21 protein-coding genes are annotated in these 18,763 nt (G+C 56.1%); 16 read left to right on the top strand and 5 right to left on the bottom strand.

The features are described from left to right. Positions 1-65: 65 nt before the first annotated feature. Positions 66-203 carry a hypothetical protein gene (locus AC3WQH_RS07935; protein ID WP_005828182.1) on the bottom strand — a complete coding sequence of 46 codons (138 nt, stop codon included), beginning with the start codon at positions 201-203 and terminating at the stop codon, positions 66-68. Continuing rightward, positions 204-1,451: an MFS transporter gene (locus AC3WQH_RS07940; protein ID WP_005828184.1), complete on the bottom strand. Its 1,248-nt coding sequence runs from the start codon at positions 1,449-1,451 to the stop codon at positions 204-206. A gap of 58 nt (positions 1,452-1,509) precedes the next feature. Between AC3WQH_RS07940 and AC3WQH_RS07945 the strand changes: the two genes are divergently transcribed. The 5 genes from AC3WQH_RS07945 (at position 1,510) to AC3WQH_RS07965 (ending at position 3,843) form a co-directional block, all read left to right on the top strand. Beyond that, on the top strand, positions 1,510-1,767 hold the full coding sequence (locus AC3WQH_RS07945; RefSeq protein WP_005828186.1) for a hypothetical protein: 258 nt from the start codon (positions 1,510-1,512) through the stop codon (positions 1,765-1,767). Between the two features lies 1 nt (position 1,768). Further along, positions 1,769-1,993 (top strand): hypothetical protein, encoded by a 225-nt coding sequence (locus tag AC3WQH_RS07950; RefSeq protein WP_005828188.1) that lies wholly within the window; start codon positions 1,769-1,771, stop codon positions 1,991-1,993. A 161-nt stretch (positions 1,994-2,154) separates the two neighbouring features. Next, the gene (locus tag AC3WQH_RS07955; protein WP_007783237.1) at positions 2,155-2,466 is read left to right on the top strand and encodes a YtrH family sporulation protein; all 312 of its coding nucleotides are present in this window, start codon (positions 2,155-2,157) and stop codon (positions 2,464-2,466) included. Continuing rightward, positions 2,442-3,008: a sporulation membrane protein YtrI gene (locus AC3WQH_RS07960; protein ID WP_237716636.1), complete on the top strand. Its 567-nt coding sequence runs from the start codon at positions 2,442-2,444 to the stop codon at positions 3,006-3,008. The genes AC3WQH_RS07955 and AC3WQH_RS07960 overlap by 25 nt, the downstream gene beginning before the upstream one ends. Positions 3,009-3,066: 58 nt before the next feature. After that, positions 3,067-3,843 carry a sporulation protein gene (locus AC3WQH_RS07965; RefSeq protein WP_005828196.1) on the top strand — a complete coding sequence of 259 codons (777 nt, stop codon included), beginning with the start codon at positions 3,067-3,069 and terminating at the stop codon, positions 3,841-3,843. A 78-nt stretch (positions 3,844-3,921) separates the two neighbouring features. Here the strand turns inward: AC3WQH_RS07965 and AC3WQH_RS07970 are convergent, their stop codons facing one another. Then, positions 3,922-4,023: a YjcZ family sporulation protein gene (locus AC3WQH_RS07970; RefSeq protein WP_035317240.1), complete on the bottom strand. Its 102-nt coding sequence runs from the start codon at positions 4,021-4,023 to the stop codon at positions 3,922-3,924. Between the two features lie 191 nt (positions 4,024-4,214). Here AC3WQH_RS07970 and codY point away from each other — a divergent pair, with 191 nt between their 5' ends. The 10 genes from codY to AC3WQH_RS08020 all read left to right on the top strand — a co-directional run bounded on the left by codY (position 4,215) and on the right by AC3WQH_RS08020 (position 15,681). Beyond that, positions 4,215-4,991: a GTP-sensing pleiotropic transcriptional regulator CodY gene (gene codY / locus AC3WQH_RS07975; protein WP_005828198.1), complete on the top strand. Its 777-nt coding sequence runs from the start codon at positions 4,215-4,217 to the stop codon at positions 4,989-4,991. 277 nt (positions 4,992-5,268) lie between these two features. Then, on the top strand, positions 5,269-6,762 hold the full coding sequence (locus AC3WQH_RS07980; RefSeq protein ID WP_309478780.1) for a M81 family metallopeptidase: 1,494 nt from the start codon (positions 5,269-5,271) through the stop codon (positions 6,760-6,762). A 6-nt stretch (positions 6,763-6,768) separates the two neighbouring features. Next, positions 6,769-7,641 carry a MurR/RpiR family transcriptional regulator gene (locus AC3WQH_RS07985; RefSeq protein ID WP_005828200.1) on the top strand — a complete coding sequence of 291 codons (873 nt, stop codon included), beginning with the start codon at positions 6,769-6,771 and terminating at the stop codon, positions 7,639-7,641. Between the two features lie 27 nt (positions 7,642-7,668). Continuing rightward, positions 7,669-9,279 carry an ABC transporter substrate-binding protein gene (locus AC3WQH_RS07990; protein ID WP_025843937.1) on the top strand — a complete coding sequence of 537 codons (1,611 nt, stop codon included), beginning with the start codon at positions 7,669-7,671 and terminating at the stop codon, positions 9,277-9,279. A 21-nt stretch (positions 9,280-9,300) separates the two neighbouring features. Then, entirely contained in the window at positions 9,301-10,221 is a 921-nt protein-coding gene (locus tag AC3WQH_RS07995; RefSeq protein ID WP_007783249.1) for an ABC transporter permease, read from the top strand. 19 nt (positions 10,222-10,240) lie between these two features. Further along, on the top strand, positions 10,241-11,095 hold the full coding sequence (locus tag AC3WQH_RS08000; protein WP_005833611.1) for an ABC transporter permease: 855 nt from the start codon (positions 10,241-10,243) through the stop codon (positions 11,093-11,095). Positions 11,096-11,108: 13 nt separating this feature from the next. Next, on the top strand, positions 11,109-12,092 hold the full coding sequence (locus AC3WQH_RS08005) for an ABC transporter ATP-binding protein (protein ID WP_007783251.1): 984 nt from the start codon (positions 11,109-11,111) through the stop codon (positions 12,090-12,092). Further along, positions 12,089-13,096, top strand: coding sequence for an ABC transporter ATP-binding protein (locus tag AC3WQH_RS08010; RefSeq protein WP_005833607.1), 1,008 nt, complete (start codon positions 12,089-12,091; stop codon positions 13,094-13,096). Before AC3WQH_RS08005 ends, AC3WQH_RS08010 begins: the two co-directional genes overlap by 4 nt. Beyond that, positions 13,077-14,189: an o-succinylbenzoate synthase gene (gene menC / locus AC3WQH_RS08015; protein WP_026557891.1), complete on the top strand. Its 1,113-nt coding sequence runs from the start codon at positions 13,077-13,079 to the stop codon at positions 14,187-14,189. Before AC3WQH_RS08010 ends, menC begins: the two co-directional genes overlap by 20 nt. 52 nt (positions 14,190-14,241) lie before the next feature. Then, a complete protein-coding gene (locus tag AC3WQH_RS08020) occupies positions 14,242-15,681 on the top strand; it encodes a serine hydrolase (RefSeq protein ID WP_492331979.1) in 1,440 nt (479 codons plus the stop codon). Positions 15,682-15,807: 126 nt separating this feature from the next. On the opposite strand, the gene AC3WQH_RS08025 is transcribed toward AC3WQH_RS08020, so the two are convergent. Further along, a complete protein-coding gene (locus tag AC3WQH_RS08025; RefSeq protein ID WP_327920217.1) occupies positions 15,808-17,136 on the bottom strand; it encodes an MFS transporter in 1,329 nt (442 codons plus the stop codon). Next, positions 17,108-17,848 (bottom strand): ArsR/SmtB family transcription factor, encoded by a 741-nt coding sequence (locus AC3WQH_RS08030; RefSeq protein ID WP_005833602.1) that lies wholly within the window; start codon positions 17,846-17,848, stop codon positions 17,108-17,110. The genes AC3WQH_RS08025 and AC3WQH_RS08030 overlap by 29 nt, the downstream gene beginning before the upstream one ends. A gap of 205 nt (positions 17,849-18,053) precedes the next feature. Here AC3WQH_RS08030 and AC3WQH_RS08035 point away from each other — a divergent pair, with 205 nt between their 5' ends. Continuing rightward, positions 18,054-18,602 (top strand): MFS transporter, encoded by a 549-nt coding sequence (locus AC3WQH_RS08035; protein WP_122952668.1) that lies wholly within the window; start codon positions 18,054-18,056, stop codon positions 18,600-18,602. Positions 18,603-18,763 lie beyond the last annotated feature (161 nt).

Consider the following 18,763-nt stretch of genomic DNA (forward strand, 5'->3'; position numbering starts at 1 on the left):
CGATCCAGGGGAAATGGCTTTTTCGTCTGCGCATCGGCTTGCGGCGATGCAGCACAGGCAATCCGTCAAGTAGCAGGGCGATCCGGCCCTTCCAGCTTTTTGTCCCCGTAGCCGGGGGCGTCGTTTTGCACGGATTTCGGCTGGGGGCTGCGGTCTGCCTCCCGCATTTTCCCCGCTTGATCCTGGTTGTTTTGCTTGCTCATTTACGTGGCACCTTCCTTTCTTCCCGATTTCGGTTCGGGAGCCTGCTCCGGGTTTTTGTGGCGCGGCATCGCATAAATCGCGAATAAGCCGAGCAGCGCCGCGAGCAAAAGCGTGATGATCCCGTAGCCGATCCATGGGCTTCGGCTGCCGACTCCCCCGAGCTTTTCCACCATCGCGCCGCCGATGCTCGTCCCGAGAGCCGTGCCGACGCCGGATACGAAGTTGGAGAAGCCGAAGTACGCTCCGAGCCATTCTTCCTTGGCAAAATGAGTGACGAGCGAATCCTGGACAGGCATGAACAGCATTTCGCCGACAATAAATACGACGGCTGCGGCGCTGAGCGTGACGAATTGATTGGCCCAGCCCATCAAGGTCAGGCCCGCGCCGAGCAAGGTCGTTCCGGCGGCAAGCGCCACATACGGGTTGATTCGCGAAAGGACAAAGCGCGAGACGAAGCCTTGCAGCAGCACGACAGCGAGCGAGTTGATCGTCCAGACGAGGCCGATGAGCGTCGCGGAATGCAGGACGTGCTCGCCGCGCAAAGGCAAGATCATCGTAAATTGCGCATACAACGCCCAAATCAGCAAAGTAATCGCGGAAAACAACAGGAAGCTGCGGTGCTTCAAAATATGCCGGTATTCCGAGATCGGCGTGTGGCGGCAGGCAGGCCCGACACAGCGATCATCTGGCAAGGAAAAAAACGTCAGCACGGCGAGCAGGCCAAATACCGCGGCTGCGATCATAAACGGCTGCTGGCCGACGGACGTCATCCAGGTAATGACCAGACCCGCTACGATAATGCCGCTGTGGGCGAGAATCCCCCGCCACGAAAAAGCGGCTGTACGCTGTGCTTCCGCCACCTCATCGGCAATCATCGCCTTGATCGTGGGGGCCAACAGGCCAAGCCCCAGACCGTTCACGGAGGAAAACAGCAGAAAAAGCCCGTACGACGCGCTGTAGTGATAGCCGAGCATGGCCCCTCCTTGAAGCAGTGCGCCAAGCGTGATGATCGCGCGGCGGCCCCAGCGATCCGACATCGGCCCGCCGATCAGGCTGCCAATCTGGTACGCAATGCTGCCCGCGCCCAAAATGAAGCCGACCTGGGCGAGATGCAACTGCCGCACCTTCTGCAAAAAGATCGGAAAGACCGGAATGACCAGATACGAGGCCAGGTGCATGAAAAAAACGAGCAATAGCAGGATCAAATAAGGCTTGTTGCGCCAGAGAGCTCCACTCGAGGCTGTCATAATCGCCTCCTTTTGTTGGTATCGTCTCTTCTAGTATGAGTGAAAGAGGTTTGTCTCTATGCAACAAAATTGGGCGAGCGTACAAATGTGCGCGACAGGCAGGCATATGTCCAATCCAAACTTTTCCCCGATACATATACCTATAGAGAAAGGTACCATGGGCGGTATGCCAGGTGCGACGGTTCGAGCCAGCGTGAAGGGGGGATCTGTCATGAAAGGTTTCGGCTTTTTCAACCAGGATGGCTTTGAAACGGTGATCTGGATTATCGTTATCATCTTTCTCCTCTCCATATTCTTTGACGAAGGGATAGATTGAGATGAGCGCATATCGGCCGGTTCGCCGCTTGAACAATCACTATCGCTCGAATCAGGGCTTCAAAGCCTGGATCAAGGCCAACGAGCAATGGTTTAAGGAAAATCCGGAAGTGTTCAAACAGGTGCTGAGCAACCCGAATATGGTCAACCTGTTTATGGATCTCATGGTGATGAACTCGCCGCGCATTCAGAGGCGTCTGCGCAGGTGGGGCAAGAACAAGCCGTGAGCGCATGTGGCATGCTGCCGACAAAAGCATGCCATCTTTTTTTCCTGTCCAAGCAGCCGATCCTTTCGCGCGGGCCTGGCAGCGGCTTTTCAATCATAAAAGCCAGACAAGCTGCGTAGGGATAAGCATAGGCAGCGCAGTCGAGAGGGTGGGAAAACAGCATGGCACAAGTCATTTTGACCTTTTTTGTGGCCTATGGCATCGTCGTGGGCGGATCTTTGTGCGGCGGCTTGGGCGCCTTTTTGACGGAAAAGCCTCCGCTTTTTTCGATGGTCCAGCTTGCGGACCAGTTGAAAATCTGGGGCTTGGTCGGTGCTCTGGGCGGCACCTTTGACTCGTTTTTGCAGATTGAGAAAATATTGATGGGCAACTTTTCGCCTGTGTTCAAACAGCTCGTCATGATCGTCGTCGCGTTTTTGGGCGCGCACATCGGGACGATTTGCGTGCAGTGGCTCGTGCAGGTGCGCTCATGATGATCGTCCTGTGGAAACGCTATCTCGCTCTCCTGCTCATCGGCTGCCTGTTGGGCGGAACGGCGGTTTTGTTTGTGTACGGACGCGAGATGGAGCAGATGATGCTTGTCCGCAAAAGCCTGGAGCTGCAAAATAAAAAGCTGTACGAGGAAAATCAGGAGCTGAAGCAAAACCAGCGGGTCTATCGCAAAAAGCAGGATCAGGTCATCGAGGAAGTCCGCGCCTTTGTCTTGACGGCGGACCAGAAGCAGCCGCTGCACGGGACGATCGTCGTGCAGGTGGTCGATTTGATCGAAAAAGACTTCGCCTCGCTCAAAGGCAAAAAAGCAGAGCAGGTCGCGGAGGTTCACCAGGTGCTGCACGAGATGCTGCGCCGCCGGGAGTATGTCTTGTCCGACCAGACGATGGTGGAGGTGCGGATCAAGACCGTGTTTATCGCGCGGACGCTGCAAGTGTTTGTGACGGCAGAGGTCATATCCGACGATGTCTGGCAAAAGATAGCGCGAAACTTTCTTTTTCTTCCCCCGTATATTTCTACATAGAAACCTGAAGGCAGATCTGTCGCAAGATCTGGGGTGAACGCAAAGGAGAGGCGAGTACATGTCCATGTTCAAAAAGTTGCTGGCCAGTGTCGGAATCGGAGCGGCCAAAGTCGATGCCCGTTTGGAGCAGGAGTCCCTCGTTCCTGGAGACCTCGTAAAAGGCGAAGTGCACATCTCCGGTGGAGACGTAGCGCAGGAAATCGACGAAATCTACATGTACGTTATCACACACTACGAACGCGAAGTGAATGACAACAAGGTGAAGGAAGAGTGCACGCTGGTCAAGTACCGTCTGACTGAGCGCGTCTATTTGCAGCCTAAGGAGGACAAGGTACTGCCTTTTGCGTTCCAGCTTCCTTATGAGACACCGCTGACTATGGGACGTCAACCCGTTTATTTGCGGACGGGATTGGATATTAAAAACGCGATTGATCCGGGCGACTCCGACTTTATCGAAGTGCGTCCGCATCCTTTGATGGCAAAAGTACTGGAGGCGGTCCAGTCGATTGGCTTCCAGTTGTACAAGGTCGACTGCGAGTACAACCGCCACCTGGGCCGCACGTATCCGTTTGTGCAGGAATTTGAGTTCCGTCCGACAGGGGCATACCGTAGCCGTCTGGAGGAGCTGGAAGTCGTCTTTTACTTGCGCGAAGGCGAGCTGGAAGTGCTGCTGGAGCTCGACAAGCGCGCGCGTGGCTTCCTGGGCGCCTGGGAAGAAGCGTTTAACCTCGACGAACGCTATGTCCGCTTCCGGCTTTACGAGGCCGATCTGCAAAAGCCGACTCGCGTGATTGCCGATGCCATCGAGCAGAAGATCAAGCAACAACTGCGTTAAACAAGGGAAAGCAAAAAAGAAGGCTGTCTGGGATGCGAACCAGACAGCCATTTTTTCGTGGATTGACAAGGCGGACGATTAGTCGTCTACGCCAACGATGGTCAACAGGACGAACAAGACGAGAATCAGTGCAAATCCGTTAAAGCCTCCGTTAAACAGCCCCATTTGAAATCCTCCCATAATTCGTGACGTGATGTTTGTTCCCTCTATAACATAGTCGAAGGCCAGGGCAAACGTGTGCAGGCATACACCTATTTTTGGGGCAAAAGCCGGTTCCATGAGGTGTCTTTCTAATTTTTTGATTTGGATGTATAGGGCTGGATTTTTCTGACAATACTGTGAGCATGAAGAAATCCAAGGAGGATATTATTATGAATTTGTTGGAAAAAACCAGGAAAATTAATGTGATGCTGCAAAAAACAATGGGAGGCAGCGGCGTAGGCTTCCAGGATCTCGCCAAGTTGCTGTCAGAGGTCATCTCGGCAAATGTGTACATCATTACGGCGGACGGCACGATTCTCGGCAGCGGCTTGAACCAGGAAATTTCGCTGAATGAAGAAGGCCAGTCTTCCACTCAACTGCGAAGCGGCATACATCAAAAACTGCTGGAAGTGACACAGACGCTCGCAAACGAGTCGATCGAAAGTCCGTACAGCTTCGTGCCAAAAGAACTGGCAGGGCTGTTCCCGCAAATGATGACGACCATCGTGCCGATCAATGCAGGCGGCAGCCGCCTGGGTACACTCGTGCTGCTGCGGGCGTATGGCGAGTTTGAAACCGAGGATTTGATTTTGGGCGAAATCGGCGCGACCGTCATCGGGATGAAGATCGTTCGCCAGCGCACAGAGCAGATTGAAAATGAAGTGCGCGACAAAACGTTCGCCAAAATTGCCCTGTCTTCGCTGTCCTACAGCGAACAGATCGCCATTGAAAAAATTATGGAGCAGCTCGACGCGCGCGAAGGCTTGCTCGTCGCCAGTCAACTGGCAGACCAGGCGGGTCTGACTCGTTCCGTCATCGTCAACGCGCTGCGCAAGCTGGCCAGCGCAGGCGTGCTGGAGTCCCGCTCGCTCGGCATGAAAGGTACATATATCAAAGTGCTCAACGACAAGTTCCCATCCGAACTGGCGAAGTGGAAAACATCGTAATTCGCAGCGCTTAGACAGAAGGCTCTCCCGGAAAACGGGAGGGCCTTTGTTTGCGTGCGCGGGCAGAGGCGCGAACAGGCGGGAACACGTTTTGCCAAAAGGAAGGGGCAAGTCCTTTGCCGCTCAACGAGTACATTCCAACTGGAAAAAAGTTCATGAATTAATCATTGATTCGTGATTTTTTTGCCGATATAATTTGCCAAAAGGAATAACTTCAAAAAATTCAAAATTTAAAGTCTAAACTTCAAAATGCAAAGCGATTGAGGAGGAGATCGGATTGAAAGTGGCAATCGGCGGCGTCGTGCACGAAACGAACACGTTTTCCAACGTTCCTTCCACGTTAGACCTGTTCCAGAGCTGGGAGTGGGATCATCAGCAAGTCATCCTGGATCGCAACCGCAAAGTGAGAAACTTTTTAGGGGGAATGATCGACCGGGCGGAGGAACTGGGCATTGAGCTTTTGCCGACCTTTTCCACGTTTGCCTATCCGGCAGGCACGATCACGCGCGACACGTACGAGCGGATGAAGGCCGAACTGCTGGAAGGGCTGCGTCTGGCACAGGGCGCCGACGCCATCTGTCTTGCCCTGCACGGGGCTGGCGTCGCCGAAGGAATTGACGATATGGAAGGCGACCTGCTTGCGGCCGTGCGCGGCGTAGTCGGCTACGAGATTCCGCTGGTCGTCACGCTCGACCTGCATGCGAACATGACGCCGCAGATGGTGGAAGAAGCAGACGCGCTGCTCGGCGTCCATCTGTACCCGCACGTCGACTGCTATGAGCGTGGACAGGAGGCGATTGATGTCGCGCGCAAAATGGTCGCCGGCGAGTGGAAGCCGACGATGCATTTGACCAGATTGCCCTTGTTGATCCCGACCTCTGCTACCCACCACTTTCCGGCAAGCGAAATCAACGAAGCGTGCTGGGCTTGGGAGAAGGAAGAAAACGTCATCGACTGCGCGTTTTTTCACGGCTTTCCGTACACGGACATTCCCGAGCTGGGAGTGGCGGTTTTGGCGGTCACGAACAACGACAGCGAGCTGGCGCGAAAAGTGAGCGAGGATGTGGCGCGGCTCGTGTGGGAACGGCGGGACGACTTCGAGCTTATCATGCCGACGCCTGCCGAGGGAATCGCGCAAGCGCTGGCGACAGAAGGCAGGCCGATCGTCATCAACGAGACATCGGACAACCCGGGCGGCGGAACCCCCGGCGACGGAACTCATCTGCTGCGGGCCATGCTCGAAGCGCAGTTGACCGATGCCTGCTTCGGCTACATGTACGATCCCGAGGTGGTGCAGCAAGCGTTCGCGGCGGGAGTCGGAGCCACGCTCGAGCTGAGTCTGGGCGGGAAAACAGACGACCTGCACGGCGAGCCGCTTGAAGTCACGGCGTATGTCAAAGCGCTGACCGACGGCAAGTTCGTGGCGACGACGCCGATGGGGCGGGGCACCCGGGCCGACTACGGCAAGTCGGTTCGCCTGCAAATCGGGGGCGTGGACGTGATCGTCTGCTCCGTCAAGTCGCAGGTGCTCGATGAGCAAATTTTTCAACTGCACGGGATTGATGTCACGCGCTACAAGATCGTTGCGCTCAAATCGAGCACGCACTTCCGCGCCGCCTTCGAGCCGATCAGCGCCAAAGTCATCACGGTCGATTCGCCTGGCCTGACGACATTGAACTTCCGCTTTTTCGAGTACAAACGGGCGAACCGGCCGCTTTACCCGCTCGATCCGATTACCGATCCGAACCTACCACAACTGACAAGGAAGTAGAAAACGATGGAACACGTACAGGAGCGCATTCGCAAGCACTATCCGGAATTGACCAACCAGCAGAAGCTGGCCGCCAAATACATTCTCGCCGAACCACAAATCGTAGCCCAAAAGCCCGCCAAAGTGGTCGGAGCGCTGAGTGGGACGAGCGAAACGACAGTCATTCGCCTCTCCTACGCGCTCGGTTACTCCGGGTACAGCGAATTGCAAAATGAAATTCGCAGCTCCTTGCTCGAACGAGTGCAAAAAGAAGACGCCATCAGCAGCCTGCGGGCGGCGGCGGAAAATTTGCGCGGACAGGACGATCTGCTCTCCTTCAACCTGGAACAAGATGTCGCCTACATCCGGCAAACGCTGGGCGGGCTGCAAAAGGAGCAGCTTCAGCATGCGATCACGCGCATTATGTCCGCCAAGCACATTCTCGTCGTCGGCTTCCGCAGCTCTTACGCTCCGGCTCACTGGCTCGCTTTTGCGCTCAATGTCGTAAAAGGAAACGCGCACCTGTACAACGGCCCTGTCGATGATGCGAACTATTTGCTGACCCAGATCAATGCAGACTGGCTGGTGATTGCGCTCTCTTTTCCCCGCTACGTCAACGAAACGATTTTGTTCACCAAGGCGGCGAAGGAGCGGGGCGCTGTCGTGCTCGGGATTACCGACGACGAGCTGTCCCCGGTCGGTCCGATTGCCGATCAAGTCTTGAAGGTGTACGCCCCTGCGCCAACCGCCCTGAAAGGGATGACCGCGATTTTTTCCATGCTGAACATTCTCGTCAGCGGCGTGGTCCAGGCCGACGGCGAGCAGGTGCAGGAGCGGCTGCGCCATTACGAGAACACGAGTCGCCAAATTTATCCCTTCGTGGGAGAAACCGATATGTGACGGTGAGAGAAAAAAGGGGATGAAGGCATGAAAAAAAGCTGGTGGAAAAACGGGCCGCTTGGCGTCTTGCTGGCAACAGCAATGATCGCAGGCTGCTCCGCGCAGACGGCAACCCAGACGACTCAGCCAGATGGCGACGGGACGAGCAAGAGCAATAACACGCTCGTCATCTCCTCGCTGATTGAACCGGATACGCTCGATCTGCACAAGACAAGCTGGTTGGGCAATGAGAACGGCCTTTTGTACGAACCGCTTCTGACCCGCGATACAACAGGGAAAATCGTCCCGCGCCTCGCGGAAAAGTACGAAATCTCGCAGGACGGCAAGACGTGGACGTTTACTTTGCGCAAAAATACGCGCTTTCACTCCGGCGAGCCTGTGACAGCGGCGGCTGTGAAGGAATCGTTCGACCGGATGCTGGAAATCTCCCCGGTCAAAGGAATTGCGGGACCGATCGAAAAAGTGGAGGCAGCGGACGAGCAGACGCTGAAAATTCATTTCTCCAAGCCGTTCGCCCCGTTTATCAACGTCGTCATTAGCGGGCTGGTGTCTCCGATCGACGCCAAGACGGCAAAAGAGCTTGGCGACGGCTTTGGCGACAAACCATCGGGCACAGGAGCGATCCAGTTCGAAAAGCGCGAACGCGGCGCCTCGCTTTTGTACAAGAAAAATCCGGATTTCAACTGGGGGCCGGAGTACGCGACAAACAAAGGGCCGTTGCACGTAGACAACGTATTGTTCCGCTTTTTGAAAGACGACGATACCCGCCTGATGGAATTTAAAAAAGGGACGATCCACGTGCTGCACGACGTTCCAGCAAACGCTGTCGCCGAGCTGCAAGCACTGCCTGACGTCGAGATTCAGAAAATGATGGACATCGGCATCAAGTACATCGCGTTCAACAACCAGCATCCGCTGTTTGGCGACGTGCGCCTGCGCAAAGCCGTAGCGCTCTCCGTCGACCGCGACCCGCTCGTTGCCGTGGCGTTGAACGGCTTCGGCAAGCCGATTTACGGCCCGTTGGCACCGACGATTTTCGGCTACAGCGAGGCGATTGAGAACAAGGCCAAGCAAATGTACACCCGCGATCTCGGACAGTCCAAGCAACTGCTTGCCGACGCCGGATGGACGGACAGCAACAACGACGGCATCGTCGACAAGGATGGCAAGCCGTTGTCTGTGGAGCTGCTCGTGTCGCAGGAGCCAGCGTTTTCGCGCGCCGCGCAAATTCTCCAGAGCCAGTTGCGGGAAGCGGGCATCGACCTGAAAATTACCGTGCAGGAAATGACGACGATCAAAGACCGCATCAGCAAAAAGTCGTACGACATGGCTTTGATGTACTACGGCTGGTTCGATGCCGACATCCTCTACCTCATCTTTGAAAAGAGCAATGCCACAAGCCGCATGCACTTCACGAAGCCGGAGCTGGACGAGTTGCTCAACAAAGGCCGGGAAGCGGCAAGCGAAGAGGAGCGAATCCGCATTTACGAACAAGCGCAGGAAATTTTGCTGAACGAGTCGCCATGGGTGCCGCTCTGGGTGAACGAGCTGGTGACGGCGACACGGGGCATTAAAGGCTTTTCGCTTAATCCGTACACGCAATATTTCATTTTGAATGATGTCACGCTCGACAAATAGGCAAAAAGCAGGGGTGAAGACATGCGCCGCTATGTCGCAAAAAGGCTGCTTTCTCTATTGGGCACGCTGCTTGGCGTCTCTGTCCTGATTTTTCTCATGGTCCATCTGATCCCCGGCGACCCCGCAACGCAAATATTGGGACAGTTTGCCACGCCGGAAGCGATCAGCCAGATGCGCGCTTCGCTCGGGCTGGATCAGCCGCTTTGGCAGCAGTACGCGAGCTTTTTGGGGAGACTGTTGACGGGCGATCTCGGAACCTCGCTCTTTACCGGGGAGAGCGTGTGGGAGCAAATTGTCGCGCGCTTCCCGATCACGATGCAGCTCGCTGTGCTCAGTGTCGTCATTGCCGCGATCTTCGGCATTTTGCTCGGGACGATTGCCGCCGTCAAACAAAACACGTTTGTCGACAGGTTGGTCGTCCTGACCTCCTTGGTCGGCATTTCCGCGCCGGGCTTTTGGATCGCGCTGTTTTTGATCTGGATTTTCGCTTACAAGCTCGCCTTGTTCCCGATCTCCGGCTACGAGGGCATTCATTCCTTGCTCTTGCCCGCGATCACGCTGGGGATGGCCGAAGCGGGCATGATCGCCCGGATGACGCGCGCCAGCATGCTCGAAGTCATCAAGCAAGACTACATGCGAACGGCGGAGGCAAAAGGAGCGTCTCTCGTTTCTCTCGTGTTCAGCCACGGCTTGCCCAACGCGATCATCCCGGTTGTGACGATGATCGGCCTGCAATTCGGCTCGCTCATGGCTGGAGCGGTAGTGGTCGAAACGGTGTTTTCTTTGCAAGGCATCGGCAGTCTGGCCATCGAGGCGATCAGCAAGCGGGACATGCCGACGGTGCAGGGGATGGTGTTTTTCATGGCGCTGATTTTTGCCCTGACCAACTTGATTGTGGACCTCATCTACAGCCGGATTGATCCGCGCATCCACTTCGACTAAGGAAAGGAGCAGGATAACCGTGAACAACAGCCATCACACATCCTCTTACTGGTCGGTGATCGGAAAACGATTGCGGCGCAACAAAACCGCCATGGCCGGAGCGATCATCCTGCTCATTTTTACGCTGGCCTCTTTGTTTGCGCCGGTCATTGCGCCGCACTCCGTCGAGCAGATGAACTTTGAGCAACGCCTGGCTGCGCCCAGCCTTACGCATTTGTTGGGGACGGATGATTTTGGCCGCGACATTTTTTCCCGGCTCTTGCACGGCGGGCGGATCTCGCTTTTGATGGGGCTGATTACGGTCGTGCTCTCTACGGCAATTGGCGTCACGCTCGGCATTATCGCCGGTTACTACCGCAAGCTCGACCTGTTCATCATGCAAGGGATGGACATTCTCATGTCGCTTCCCGCCCTGCTGTTGGCGATCGCGGTAATTGCCGTGCTCGGGCCGGGGTTAACCAATGCGATGATTGCCGTCGTGATTGCGGTCATTCCGTCGTACGTGCGGGTCGTGCGCTCTGCCGTCCTGTCCATCCGGGAAAAGGAGTACATCGAGGCCGTCCGCGCCCTGGGGATTCGCGACTGGCAAATTCTTTTGAAGCACATTTTGCCGAACATCCTGTCGCCGATCATCGTGCTGTCGACGATTCAGTTTGGCGTCAGCATTTTGGCCGCTGCCGCCCTGAGCTTTCTCGGGCTCGGTGCCCAACCGCCGATGCCGGAATGGGGGGCGATGGTTTTTGTCGGCAAGTCGTTTTTGAGTCAGGCCTGGTGGATGTCCATTTTCCCTGGCATGGCGATCATGCTGGTGGTCCTTGGCTTCAACTTGCTTGGCGATGGCTTGCGTGACGCCCTGGACCCGAAAACGAGGTAAGGGAGGATGGAAAATGAAAGACGCGTTGCTTGCGGTCAATGACCTGCGGGTGAAGTTCAGGACGGAAAATGGCGTGCTGCCCGCGTTGCAAGGCATTTCTTTTCAGCTCAAAAAAGGCGAGACGGTCGCCTTGGTAGGAGAGTCCGGTTGCGGCAAAAGCGTGACCTCGCTTGCGATCATGGGGTTGTTGTCCCGTTCCTCCACGCAGATGGAGGGCAGCATCCGCTTTCAAGGCAGGGAGCTTGGCAAGCTGGGGCCAAAGGAGATGCGCGAGATTCGCGGCAAAGAGATCGCGATGATTTTTCAGGAGCCGATGACCTCCTTAAATCCGGTGCACACCATCGGCAAGCAACTAGAGGAGGTTTACCGCCTGCATACCGATTTGTCCAAAAAAGAACGGCGGGAACAGGCCATTGCCATGCTGAAAAAGGTCGGGGTTCCGCGCGCCGAGGAAATCATGCGCGAATATCCGCACCAGTTGTCGGGAGGGATGAAGCAGCGGGTCATGATCGCGATGGCGATGGCCTGCAACCCGCATTTGCTGATCGCCGACGAGCCGACGACGGCGCTGGACGTGACGATTCAGGCGCAAATACTGGAGCTGATGAACGATTTGAAGGAAAAGGCCAACACCTCGCTCTTGCTGATTACGCACGACCTTGGAGTCGTCGCGGAAATGGCGAATCGGGTGCTGGTCATGTACTACGGGGAGATCGTGGAGGAGGCAGATGTCGCCAGCCTGTTTACGCAGCCGTTGCACCCATACACGGCCGGGCTGCTGCGCTGCATCCCCGACCTGGATGAGGAAGAGAAAAAACGACTGGCCCCGATCGAAGGCAGCGTCCCGTTGCTCGGCGAAGTGACAGAGGGCTGTGCCTTTCGCTTTCGCTGTCCGCTGGCGATGGAACGCTGCTACCTGGAAAAGCCGCCGCTCTCCGGCCAAGGCACACAAGCCGTACGCTGCTGGCTGTACGCGAAAGAGGAGATGGCGGTATGAGCGAGATTTTGTTATCCGTAAACGATCTGAAGACGTATTTTCCCGTGAAGAAAGGACTGCTCGGCAAGAGTGGCGAAGTCATCAAGGCAGTCGATGGAGTTTCCTTTCAGCTTAAAAAAGGGGAGACGCTGGGGCTTGTCGGAGAAAGCGGCTGCGGCAAATCGACCACGGGGCGAAGCATCATGCGCCTGATCGAGCCGACAGGCGGGACGATTCACTTTGAAGGCCAAGAAATAACGGCGATGCCGGAGCGTCGTTTTCGCTCTTTTCGCAAAAAAATGCAAATTGTCTTTCAGGACCCGTACGCCTCGCTCAATCCGCGGATGACGGTGCAGGGAGCTTTGGAGGAAGCGCTGAGCGTGAGAGAGCCGAAGCTGTCGTCCGCCAATCGGCGGGAGCAGGTGCAGGAGCTGTTGCAACTGGTCGGGCTGAATCCGCAGTTCGCGGCCCGGTATCCGCACGAGTTCAGCGGCGGTCAGCGACAGCGGATCGGGATTGCGCGCGCTTTGGCGGTTCAGCCAGCGCTGGTTGTGGCAGACGAGCCGGTTTCTGCCCTGGATGTCTCCATTCAGGCGCAGATTGTCAACCTGCTGCAAGATTTGCAGGAGCAACTCGGACTGAGCTACCTGTTTATTTCCCACGATCTAGGCGTCGTTCGCCATATTAGCGACAGAATCGCCGTCATGTACCTCGGGCGCATCGTGGAAATCGCGGACAAAAAAGATTTGTTTACGGGGCCGCTGCATCCATATACACAGGCGCTGATGTCTGCCGTGCCAAAAGCCAATCCTTTTCGCCGAAAGGAAAGGATCGTGCTTGGCGGCGACGTTCCCAGTCCTTCGCGGGTGCCAGCAGGCTGCTCCTTTCATACGCGCTGTCCGCACAGCACGGAGATTTGCCGCACGGTTCGTCCCGTTCCCAGCCAGATCCAGCCCCGCCATTTTGTCGCATGCCATCTATATGAAACAGAAGGGATGAAGATCATTGAAAATCGAGCGCATTGAGCTGCAGCAACTGCACATACCACTTCGCTTCCGTTTTGAAACAAGCTTTGGCTACACGGTGGTCAAGGAGCTGATTCTGGTTAGCGTCTACGGAGAAGGGGAAGTCGGCTACGCCGAGAGCGTGGCGATGCCGGACCCTTATTATAATGAAGAAACGACCGAAACTGTTTGGCACATGATGGAGCGTTTTCTCATTCCGAAGCTGTTTGCCAGTCCAATCGAGACGCCGGAGGACGTGGATCGGCTGTTTGCTCCCGTCCGCCGCAACAACATGGCGAAGGCGGCGTTGGAAGGGGCCATTTGGGATTTGTACAGCAAGCAAAAAGGGGTGTCGCTTGCCAGGGCGCTTGGGGGAAACAAATCGGTAATCGACGTCGGCATCAGCATCGGGATTGAACCGACAGTCGATCAGGTGCTGGCAAAAGTGGAGCGTCACCTCGCGGAAGGCTACAAAAAAATCAAGGTGAAGATCAAACCGGGGTTTGACGTGGAGCTGATTCGCGCAATCCGCAAGCAGTTTGGCGACGATGTGCCGCTGATGGCCGACGCGAACTCCGCCTACACGATGGAGCATATCGACGTGATGAAAGAGCTGGATCAATACGGGCTGATGATGATCGAACAGCCGTTGGCCCATGACGACATCATCGACCATGCGAAGCTGCAGCGCGAGCTTTCCACGCCGATTTGCCTCGACGAGAGCATTCACAGCGTGGAGGACGCCAGAAAAGCGATCGAGCTGGGCAGTTGCGGCATCATCAATATCAAAGTCGGCCGCGTCGGCGGTTTGACTGAGTCCAAGCGGATTCACGATTTTTGCCAGGCGCATGACATTCCGGTCTGGTGCGGGGGCATGATCGAATCAGGGGTCGGCCGCGCGCACAATATCGCCATTACCAGCCTGCCAAACTTCACAATTCCGGGCGATACAGCGGCCTCCAGCCGTTATTGGGAGGAAGACATCGTGGAGGGCGGTGTCGAGCTGATCGCTCCAGGGCAGTTGGCCGTGCCGGATGGCCCGGGAATCGGCTACGCGCTGAATGCGCGGGCGATTGGCAACTACGTGCTCCGCTCGGCGAATTTCCGGCCGTAACAGCCGCGCTTCACGATTTTTCTAAAAGAAAGGGAAAAAGGGGAGAAGAACGATGGCGGTGTGGGTTGAATCGTTTGAAGAGTATGCGCAAAACCTGCTTTCCAAGGCGAAAATCACAGGGGCGGCAGTCGGACTGGCGGAACAGGGACAGCTCGAATATTTCCACGGCTTCGGGCTTGCCGACGATACGGCGGACGCGCAGGAGCTGACCGCAGATACGGTGTTCGGCATTGGCTCGGTGACCAAATCGTTTACGTGCGTGGCGATCATGCAGCTCCAGGAAGCAGGCAAGCTGAATGTCCACGACCCGGTGCGCACCTATATTCCCGAGTTGCGCACGCCGAATGAAGCTTTTACCCGCGAGATGACCATCCATCATCTGATGACCCACACCGCAGGTTTCCCTCCGTTGGATACACTCGTCGGCGCGATGAAAAACAGCATGGCGGAAGAAGCAGCCGACCGCAGCTTCAGCTCCGGCTTGCAATGGGATGTAGAAAAAGCCGAAGCTATCGAGACAAAAGAAGAGATGCTCGCTTATTTGGCAAAGCTCGACTACGAACTGCTCGGCGCGCCGGGCGAGCAGTTCAGCTACTCAAACGACAGCTACGCCTTGCTCGGGGTCATTATCGAGCGGGTGAGCGGCAGCACGTACGAGCAGTTTGTCCACGAGAACATCCTGGCGCCTGCTGGCATGACGCACAGCGCCTTTTTGATCGAGGAGCTGCCAGCCGATGCGCAGGTCGCGACGCTGTTCACCCGCAAAAGCCCGGAAGACGGCGGCGACGTGTATCGCTCGCCTTCGTGGTGGGACGCTCCGGCGATGCGCTCGGCAGGCTTTTTGAAGTCGACGATACGCGATTTGCTGCGCTATACGGAGCTGTTCCGCACAGGGGGACTGGTGGGCGACAAGCGGCTGCTTTCCGAGGCCAGTGTCAAGGCGATGACGATGCCCCACGCCCCGCTCAGCCCCTTCCAAGGCTACGGCTACGGGCTGATGATCGGCACGGATTGCCACGGAGGGACGCTCGTCGAGCACGGCGGAGCGATCAAAGGGGTCAGCGCGCAAATTTTCGCCATTCCCGAACGCAACCTGACCGGGGCGATTCTCATGAATGTCGATGGTGCCCCCGTGACCGATCTGATGCACGGCTTGTTGAATGCAAACAATGGAAAGCCTGCGGCGACCCCTCCGTTCCCGTATGCGGACTACGAGCTGCCGCCTGAGCGATTTGCGGCTTACGCCGGAGAATACCGTTCCTCGGAAGGCGCCAATGTCACCGTTGCCATCGAAGAAAACGCGCTCGTGCTGAAGGCGATGGGCGCTACAGTCCCGCTGCGTCCTGTAGGGGAAGACGGCTTCGTCTGGAAGCGGGGAGAGACAGATTCGTACATCCACTTCTACCGCGACGAGGCAGGGACGATCAGCCGGATGGGCTTCGGCTTCCGGCAGTTGCCGAAGATACTGGTAGGAACAGAGCAAAAAGTATAATGGAAGAAACGCGCACCTGCAAGCATGGCACTCGCTTGTGAGGGGCGCGTTTTTTGGCGGCGTCCATGGCTTGGCGCGGCCAAGTTTTCTGAATCGGGGACGCAACCGCATGCGTTATGGAGCTGCCTATATGGAAGACACGGAGCTGTTGAGAGTCGTCTCGCCAGCCGCAGAGCGCCGCCAGTCCGGATGCTGCTCGATGTTGCGGAAGGTGCGGAACAAGAGCAGGCTCAGCCCGGAGCAGGTGAAAATGATGCCGCCTGCGAGCAAGAGGACGCCGGATGTGGCCGCCTTCGTAGCCAAAAGAAACGAGCAAAGGGCGTAGCTGACAGGGCCAAAGCCGATCGACATCAGCGCGAGCAGCGACATGACCCGGCCGAGCATCGTCGAAGGAACGATGGTCTGGATGTACGTAATCAGCGGAATGTTCGTCATGCTGAGCATCATTCCGATGAGAAACATGCCGATCAGGCCAAACAGCAACTGCTGCATGAAAAAGAGCGAGCTCATCCCGATGCCCATGACGCCGAGAAACAGCGGGAGCAGCATGAATTTTCCCCGGAAACCTTTGCACAGCCCGGTCAAAATTCCCCCGGCAATCGTGCCGACTCCAAGCGCGGTGCTAAGGGAGCTGTAGGCGCTTCCGTCCCAGCCCAGGTCTTTGACGTGGAGCGGAATGGCCATGTTGATCGGCCCGGAAAACATCATGTTGATGACGAGCGAGGTCGTCAAAATCATCGTCAAGATCGGGATGCTGTACGTAAAGCGGATGCCGCTCCAAATGTCCTGGAAGTAAGAGCTTTTGCCGGAAGCCGGAGCGTCCTGCTGCGGGGCAGGCGATGCGTTTTGCGCTGGAGACAGGCGCAAAGCGGACAAAAAGATCGCCCCAACGAAAAAGGCCACCGCCAAAATGAGAAACATGAGCGGGTAATCGCCCGTGCGAATCAGCACAGCGGAGACGACAGGCCCGCCGACCATGCTGATCTGCTGGGAAATTTCCATCAGGCTGTTGGCGAAAGCGAGCTGCTCGCGCGACACCAGCGAGGGCAAAATCGAACTGCGCGCCGGCCAGAAAAAAGCGTCGACCGTCCCGAACAAGGCGGCGATCCCGTAGATGAACACGTACAGCCACGTACCGGGCTCGTTTTGCAAAGCAAGGCTGAAGCCGAGCAAAATGAGACTGCGCGCGAGAATAGAGCCGAGCATGATCCATTTCCGATTCCAGCGGTCGGCGGCGACACCTCCGGCGAGCATGAACAGCAGGCGGGGAATCGACATGCAGATGAGGGCGGTTCCGAGCATCGCTTCCGACCCGGTCCGGTCGACGATAAACCACGACAGCAGCAAAAAGAACGCGCCGTCGGCCACGGCGGACAGAATCGTGCCGCTCCAGAGCGATAGAAACGAGCGATTTTTCCACAAGGCGCTAGTTGTTGTCGAGGTCGCCATTGCCATCGCTGGTCGCCTCCTTTTTCTTTTTGACGACAATTTTGTTGGTCACATGTTTGTGATCGCTAGGCAGATGTTCGTAATTTTCCGGCAAAGATTCATCGTCGGCCACGTAATAGCGTTCGTTGGTCATGAAGCCGACGGATACGAGGTAGAAGTTTTCTTCGCTGTCTTCTACTTCTCCGGCAGCGATCCGCGCGAGATGGCGTTCTTCCATTTCCCCCAGCTCGTTGATGAGGGCGTGGTATTTTTTCAGCCAGGCGTGGAGTTCCTCCCGCGGAGCTTTTACCTCGGCATTGAAGGCAACCGCCGGGGCGCGCTTGCTTTCGTCCACGAATTGCATGAACGATTCGTCAGGGGCGTTGTACAGGCGGGTAATGCTCGTGCGCAGATGGTTGACCATCGCTTCCTGCAGCAGCATGCTGTTTTCGCGAAGCGACGGGAGCAGCTCCTCGCTCACTTTGAAGTCGTAGGCGACCGCGCGGAAAAATTTTTGCACAATCCCGTTTTTTTCTTCTGTGCGGACGACTTTGATAAAGCCGTGGTTCTCCAACTCCTTGAGATGGTAATGGACTTTGGAGGCAGAGAGGGAGAGCAGGGTAGCGAGCTGCTTTCCCGTGTACGCTTCCTTGACGAGCAACATGATGATGTCCATTCGCAACGAGTCGCTAATCGCCTTCAGTTGATCCAATGTTTCGATGACCAGAAACCGTTTCATATCGTGTCAGCTCCATTTCGGGAAAAGTGAACGTGTTGTTATTTTGAAACGTTCAATTTTATTTGAACGTATGATAGCTTACAACGGAGGGCGCTGACAAGAACAATTTGCCGATATTTTCAGGCAAGTGCTACAATGTGAGAAAGTTGACTGGGTAAGCTTTTGAAAGTCTCGACTTACCTTAACGGGGAAAGGATGCGCGATCATGACCTTGCTTCAACACCCGGTCTTTCGCCGTCTGTATGCGGCTCATATTGTTCATATCATCGGGAACGAGTTTACCTTTATTGCCGTCTTCGGCCTGCTTGACATTCCGCTCGGGCTTGGAGGCGTGCTGGCGGGTTTGGCAGCGGGCAGGCTGGCGGAGCGCCTGAGCGAACGGGGAATTGCACGGTTCCAGGGATGGGCGCTGATTGCCATGGGGCTGTCGATTGTAGCGGTATTTCATATCAAGCCGCTGCTCGGTCTTGCGGTAGCGATTCTGTTTTGTTCCTTCGCGTCGTTTGGTTCTTCGATTTTGTCCGTAACCAAGCTGCAAAAACTGGCGGCCCCGGCCTATTTGGCGCGAGTCTTTTCGATCCGGGAGATGGCGACGATGGGGAGCTTTTCCGCAAGCTGTCTCGTGCTCGGCTTTGCCGCAGAGCAAGCGGGCAGCGCGTCTGTCTCGGTCTGGCTCGGCATGTTCGGCGTAGCAGCAGGCGGTGTCTGGCTGTGGAGCCGCAGGCAGTTGCAGAAGCTGGGACAGGAAGAATAGTCGTCTCGTAAAATGCCCGTACCTTTGCTGCGATGGCAAAGGTCTTTTTGTGTTACTTCCGTTCACTTTTTTGTTTAATAAATATCATTAGCGTTGCATAAAAAATGAATCCATCTATTGTCAAATTATTCTGAATGACATTTTCAACTTCACAACCAAAA

The sequence above is a fragment of the Brevibacillus sp. FW301-21C12A genome, assembly GCF_058788915.1.